A 6,089-nucleotide genomic window follows, 5' to 3' on the forward strand; every position below is an offset into this window, starting at 1 on the left:
GGACACCCTTTTCTCACAGGAGATGACGACCATGAGCGAGCGCGTCGTACTCGCGTACTCCGGGGGCCTGGACACCTCCGTGGCCATCCCGTTCCTCGCCGAGCAGACCGGCGGCGAGATCATCGCGGTGGCGGTCGACGTCGGCCAGGGCGGCGAGGACCTCGACGCCATCCGCGACCGGGCCCTGGCCTGCGGCGCCGCGGAGGCCGTCGTCGTCGACGCCAAGGAGGAGTTCGCCGCGGACTTCTGCGTCCCCGCGCTCCAGGCGAACGCCCTCTACATGGACCGCTACCCGCTGCTGTCCTCGCTGTCCCGGCCGCTGATCGTCAAGCACCTCGTCTCGGCGGCCGAGGAGTTCGGCGGGACGTCGGTCTCGCACGGCTGCACCGGCAAGGGCAACGACCAGGTCCGCTTCGAGGCCGGCCTGTCCGCCCTCAACCCCGACCTGAAGGTCATCGCGCCCGCCCGCGACTTCGCCTGGACGCGCGACAAGGCCATCGCGTTCGCCGAGGAGAAGGGCCTGCCGATCGACGTGTCGGCCAAGTCGCCCTACTCCATCGACCAGAACCTGTGGGGGCGCGCCGTCGAGACCGGGTTCCTGGAGGACATCTGGAACGGCCCCATCGAGGACGTCTACGACTACACCGCCGACCCCGCGCAGCCGCGCGAGGCCGACGAGGTCGTCATCACCTTCGCCGCCGGCGTCCCGGTCGCGCTGGACGGCCGCCCGCTCACCCCGTACCAGGTCATCGACGAGCTGAACCGGCGCGCGGGCGCCCAGGGCGTCGGCCGCATCGACATGGTCGAGGACCGGCTCGTCGGCATCAAGAGCCGCGAGGTGTACGAGGCGCCCGCCGCGATCGCGCTGATCGCCGCGCACATGGAACTGGAGAACGTCACCGTCGAGCGCGACCTCGCCCGCTTCAAGCGGTCCGTCGACCAGCGGTGGGGCGAGCTCGTCTACGACGGCCTCTGGTTCTCGCCGCTCAAGGACGCCCTCGACGCGTTCATCGCCGACGCGCAGAAGCATGTGTCCGGCGAGGTCCGGATGACCCTGCACGGCGGCCGCGCCGTCGTCACCGGGCGCCGCAGCGACGCGTCCCTGTACAGCTACGACCTCGCCACCTACGACACCGGCGACACCTTCGACCAGAGCCTCGCCAAGGGCTTCGTCGAGCTGTGGAGCCTGCCCAGCAAGATCGCCGCCAAGCGCGACCGGGACCAGGCCGGCTGACCGCCGCCCGGCTCCGGCCGGGGCGTGCCGCCGCCGGGGGCGTCCCCGGCGGCGGCACGCCCCGGATAACGTTTGCCCATGCCCCGCGGCCGGCGGCCGTGGTGGGATGGGCAGGAACACGACACGCACAGCGGTGGGAAGAAGAGGATCTCCGTGACCAAGGCACCGACGCGACTGTGGGGCGGCCGGTTCGAAGGCGGCCCGGCGGACGCGCTCGCGCGGCTCTCGGTGAGCGTCCAGTTCGACTGGCGGCTCGCCCCCTACGACCTGATGGGCTCCCGCGCGCACGCCCGCGTCCTCAACCGGGCGGGGCTGCTCACCGACGACGAGCTCGCGCGCATGCTCGGGGCGCTGGACGACCTGGAGGCCGCCTGCCGGTCCGGTGAGTTCCGTCCGGCCGTCGCCGACGAGGACGTCCACACCGCCCTCGAACGCGGCCTGCTGGAGCGCCTCGGCACCCTCGGCGGCAAGCTGCGCGCCGGCCGCAGCCGCAACGACCAGGTCGCCACCGACCTGCGCCTGTACCTGCGCGACCACGCCCGCCAGATCGTCTCCCGGCTGGTCGAGCTGGAGACCGCGCTGATCGCGCAGGCCGAGCACAACCTCGGCGTCGCCGCCCCGGGCATGACCCACCTGCAGCACGCCCAGCCCGTGCTGTTCTCCCACCAGCTCCTCGCGCACGTCCAGCCGCTCACCCGCGACATCGACCGGCTCCGCGACTGGGACCGGCGCGCCGCGGTGTCCCCGCTCGGCTCCGGCGCCCTCGCCGGGTCCTCGCTGCCGCTGGACCCGCAGGCCACCGCCGCCGAGCTCGGCTTCGACGCCGCCGCCGCCAACTCCATGGACGCCGTCGCCGACCGCGACTTCGTCGCCGAGTTCCTGTTCGCCGCCGCGCTCATCGGCGTGCACCTGTCGCGCCTCGGCGAGGAGATCTGCCTCTGGGCGTCCCAGGAGTTCCGCTGGATCGAGATGGACGACACCTACGCCACCGGGTCGTCGATCATGCCGCAGAAGAAGAACCCCGACGTCGCCGAGCTGGCGCGCGGCAAGGCGGGCCGCCTCATCGGCCACCTCGTCGGCCTGCTGACGACGCTCAAGGGCCTGCCGCTCACCTACAACCGCGACCTCCAGGAGGACAAGGAGGGCGCCTTCGACGCCGTCGAGACGCTCCTGCTCGTCCTGCCCGCCATGTCCGGGCTCATCGCGACCATGCGGGTCAACACCGAGCGCCTGGAGGCCCTCGCCCCCGACGGCTTCGCCCTCGCGACCGACCTCGCCGAACTGCTCGTCCGCCGGGGCGTGGCCTTCCGCGACGCCCACGAGATCGTCGGGCACCTCGTGGTCTGGTGCCAGGTCAACGACAAGGACTTCGGCGACCTCACCGACGAGGAACTGGCGAAGGTGTCCCCGTCGCTGACGCCCGACGTCCGCGAGGTCCTCAACGTCCAGGGCGCGCTCGCGTCCCGGAAGGCCTATGGCGGCACGGCCCCCGAACGCGTCCGCGAGCAGATCGACACCCTGCGCGCCGAGGTCAACGAACACGCCGCCTGGGCCTCCTAGATCCGGCCGGGGTGGCCGGCGGGACGCGTCGCGTGATGGCCGAACCCACCCCGGGCCGCCTCTAGGCTTTCCGGACGCCCGGAGGGTCCCCCGGTCCCGGGCCGGGGGCGCCCCGCCGGATCCACCCCACGACCCACGGTGAGGCGATGAACGGAGCGTTGCTGCCACGGGACTTCCTCGACCGCCCGGTGGACGAGGTCGCGCCCGCCCTGCTCGGACACGTGCTCAGGCACCGCACCCCCGAGGGGGAGGTCGCCGTCCGCCTCACCGAGGTCGAGGCGTACGCGGGGCCCCTGGACCCCGCGTCCCACGCCTACCGAGGCCGGACGCCGCGCAACGCCGTCATGTTCGGGCCGCCCGGCTTCGCCTACGTGTACTTCACCTACGGCATGCACTTCTGCGTGAACCTCGTCTGCGGGCCCGACGGGATCTCCTCGGCCGTCCTGCTGCGCGCCGGGGAGATCGTCGCGGGGGAGGGGACGGCGCGGGCACGCCGGCCCCGCTCGTCCACCCGCGACCTCGCGCGCGGCCCGGCGCGGCTCTGCCAGGCGCTCGGCATCGCCCGCGAGCAGAACGGCCTGGACGTGTGCTCCCCGGACGGGCCGCTGACCGTCCACCTGGGCGAGCCCGCCGACCCCGCGCTCATCAGGAGCGGGCCCCGGACGGGGGTCAACGGCGCCAAGGAGGTGCCCTGGCGGTTCTGGATCGACGGCGACCCGAGCGTCTCCCCGTACCGTCCGCACGTCCCGAGGAAGCGCAAGAAGGTCACCGCCGATGACTGACCAGGCCCCGCCCGCCCCTCCGGAGGCGGCGCCGCGCCCTCGGCCGCCGGCCGGACGCGCGCGGTGGGTCCGCGGGAGCCTGGTCGCCGCCGCCCTCCTCCTCGGGGTGGTCGTGCTGGGTGTCGACTCCTGGGGCGCCTCGATCGACGAGCCGGCCGCGTCGGTGCGGCAGCCGAAGGCCGAGGGGTCCGTCCGGTACTTCGTCACCGTCCAGGACAACCGCAGCAGGATCCTGCACCGGCACCGGTACTACGACCTGCTCGTGGGCATGATCGTGTCGGGCCGCCGCGACCCGTCCTACGGGCACTGGGTCCGCCTGGACTGGGGGTCCTCGGAGCGGCCCGCCATCAAGAACGCCCAATGGGACCGGACGGGCGTCCGGGTGGCCTTCACCTCGGGACACGAGGTGTTCGTCCCCGCCCGCCGCTTCCCGGGGCATTGAATATCGTTGGCCCCACCCAGGCCGGACGGGGCACCCTGGTGCAGACGCCGGGCCCGCCCGGCGCCGACCACAGAGCAAGCCGGAGACGAGGGAGACCGTGACCGACATCCTGGACGATCTCGCGTGGCGCGACCTGATCGCGCAGTCCACCGACCTGGACGAACTGCGGGCCCTGCTCGCCGCGGGACCGGTCACGCTGTACTGCGGGTTCGACCCGACGGCGCCGTCGCTGCACCTCGGCAACCTGATCCAGATCCTCGTGCTGCGGCGCTTCCAGCAGGCCGGCCACCGGCCCCTCGGCCTGGTCGGCGGCGCCACCGGCCTCATCGGCGACCCGAGCGGCAAGAGCGCCGAACGCGTCCTGAACTCCGAGGAGACCGTCGCGGGCTGGGTCGAGCGCGTCCGCGCCCAGGTCGCCCAGTTCCTGGAGTTCGGCGACGGCCCGACGGCCGCGACGATGGTCAGCAACCTCGAATGGACCGGGCCGATGTCCGCGATCGAGTTCCTGCGCGACATCGGCAAGCACTTCCCGGTCAACCGCATGCTCGCCCGCGAGACCGTCAAGGCCCGCCTCGACACCACCGGGATGAGCTACACCGAGTTCAGCTACGTCCTGCTCCAGTCGATGGACTTCCTGGAGCTGTACCGCCGGTACGGGTGCGTGCTCCAGACGGGCGGCAGCGACCAGTGGGGCAACCTCACCGCCGGCGCGGACCTCATCCGCCGCGTCGAGGGCGGCACGGCGCACGCCCTGACCACGCCGCTGCTCACCAAGGCGGACGGATCCAAGTTCGGCAAGACCGCCGGCGGCGAGACCTACTGGCTCGATCCCGAGCTGACCTCGCCGTACGCGTTCTACCAGTTCTGGATCAACGCGGACGACCGCGACGTCGAGATGTACCTCAAGGCGTTCAGCTTCCGCTCCCGCGAGGAGATCGAGGACCTGGTCAAACAGGGAGTCGACCGTCCCGCGGCGCGCGCACCCCAGCGCGCGCTCGCCGAGGAGATGACCACGCTCGTCCACGGCGCCGACGAGACCGCCCGGGTCGTGGCCGCGTCCCGTGCCCTGTTCGGCCAGGGCGCCCTGGAGGAGCTGGACGAGCGGACGCTGAGATCGGCGCTCGCCGAGGTTCCGCGCACCGAGGTTCCGCCAGGATCCTTGCCGACCGTCGCCGACCTCCTGGCCGCCACGGGCCTGTGCAAGAGCAAGTCCGAGGCGCGCCGCGCGATCGCCCAGGGCGGCGCCTACCTGAACAACGCCAAGGTCGAGTCGGACGACGCCACGCCCGCCGCGGCGGACCTCCTGCACGGCCGCTTCCTCGTCCTGCGACGCGGGAAGCGCAACATCGGCGGTGTCGAGGTCACGTCGGCGTGAACCATGGCTGACCTGCGAAGAAAGCGCGCCCGTCCGGCCTGTGCCGGGCGGGCGTCCGTCATCGCGCGGGCAAACTTCGGTAGATAAACGTCACAGTGAGGTTACGGGCGGCGGCGACCGGGCATCATCCAGGGTCCAAAAACATGGTTTGACCAGGGTGTTCATGCCGCCCGAAGGTTGATTTGACGGTCCCGCTGAGGGGACCTAATGTTCTACACGCCCCACAGGGGAGCGGGACGCCGACAAGGCGGCCGGCCCCGGGGGACACCTCCTCAGACCAGATGAGCTGGACTCTGTCTTGCCCAAATGGGACGTGGGGGGCCGAAGAGCCCACAGGTTGACAAACCAGGCGCTTCGGGTAAGATAGAAGGGTTGCCCCGGAGCGGGGCCTGCGGAAGCGGGTTCGGTGCGGTGGGTGTCCGTTTCTTGAGAACTCAACAGCGTGTTAAAAGCCAGTGCCTTTATCGGCCCGGCCGTGACTGGTCGGGTCGCCCCGTGGCCCTGTGCATCCTTCTTCGGAAGGATTGTTGGGGCTGGGGATTTCTTTGAGGCAATGCACCGATCCTTTTGGGGTTGGTGTTTGCTGGGATTTTCTTCTGAGGTTTGGCTGCTCGGGGTTCGCCCCCTGGGTGGTCGTGTGGCCTTGATGGAGAGTTTGATCCTGGCTCAGGACGAACGCTGGCGGCGTGCTTAACA

Annotated in this window: 5 protein-coding genes; all 5 read left to right on the plus strand. The window is 71.5% G+C overall.

Annotated elements, in window-relative coordinates; all coding sequences use genetic code 11:
• The first annotated feature begins 31 nt into the window (after positions 1-31).
• The 5 genes from GNZ18_RS37680 to tyrS all read left to right on the plus strand — a co-directional run bounded on the left by GNZ18_RS37680 (position 32) and on the right by tyrS (position 5,393).
• Entirely contained in the window at positions 32-1,234 is a 1,203-nt protein-coding gene (locus GNZ18_RS37680) for an argininosuccinate synthase (protein WP_156221806.1), read from the plus strand.
• Positions 1,235-1,387: 153 nt separating this feature from the next.
• Entirely contained in the window at positions 1,388-2,794 is a 1,407-nt protein-coding gene (gene argH / locus GNZ18_RS37685; RefSeq protein ID WP_214620927.1) for an argininosuccinate lyase, read from the plus strand.
• Between the two features lie 146 nt (positions 2,795-2,940).
• Entirely contained in the window at positions 2,941-3,576 is a 636-nt protein-coding gene (locus GNZ18_RS37690; RefSeq protein ID WP_156221808.1) for a DNA-3-methyladenine glycosylase, read from the plus strand.
• Entirely contained in the window at positions 3,569-4,018 is a 450-nt protein-coding gene (locus GNZ18_RS37695; protein ID WP_156221810.1) for a hypothetical protein, read from the plus strand. Before GNZ18_RS37690 ends, GNZ18_RS37695 begins: the two co-directional genes overlap by 8 nt.
• A gap of 97 nt (positions 4,019-4,115) precedes the next feature.
• Positions 4,116-5,393, plus strand: coding sequence for a tyrosine--tRNA ligase (gene tyrS, locus GNZ18_RS37700; protein ID WP_312874969.1), 1,278 nt, complete (start codon positions 4,116-4,118; stop codon positions 5,391-5,393).
• Positions 5,394-6,089: the final 696 nt, after the last annotated feature.

This window comes from Actinomadura litoris, assembly GCF_009733595.1.
GTDB classification, from domain to species: Bacteria; Actinomycetota; Actinomycetes; order Streptosporangiales; family Streptosporangiaceae; genus Spirillospora; species Spirillospora litoris.

Bases quoted from the DNA above. Each gene is read 5' to 3' on its own strand.
- GNZ18_RS37680 (WP_156221806.1), top strand. From the start codon at position 32: ATGAGCGAGCGCGTCGTACTCGCGTACTCCGGGGGCCTGGACACCTCC.
- GNZ18_RS37690 (WP_156221808.1), top strand. From the start codon at position 2,941: ATGAACGGAGCGTTGCTGCCACGGGACTTCCTCGACCGCCCGGTGGAC.
- GNZ18_RS37695 (WP_156221810.1), top strand. From the start codon at position 3,569: ATGACTGACCAGGCCCCGCCCGCCCCTCCGGAGGCGGCGCCGCGCCCT.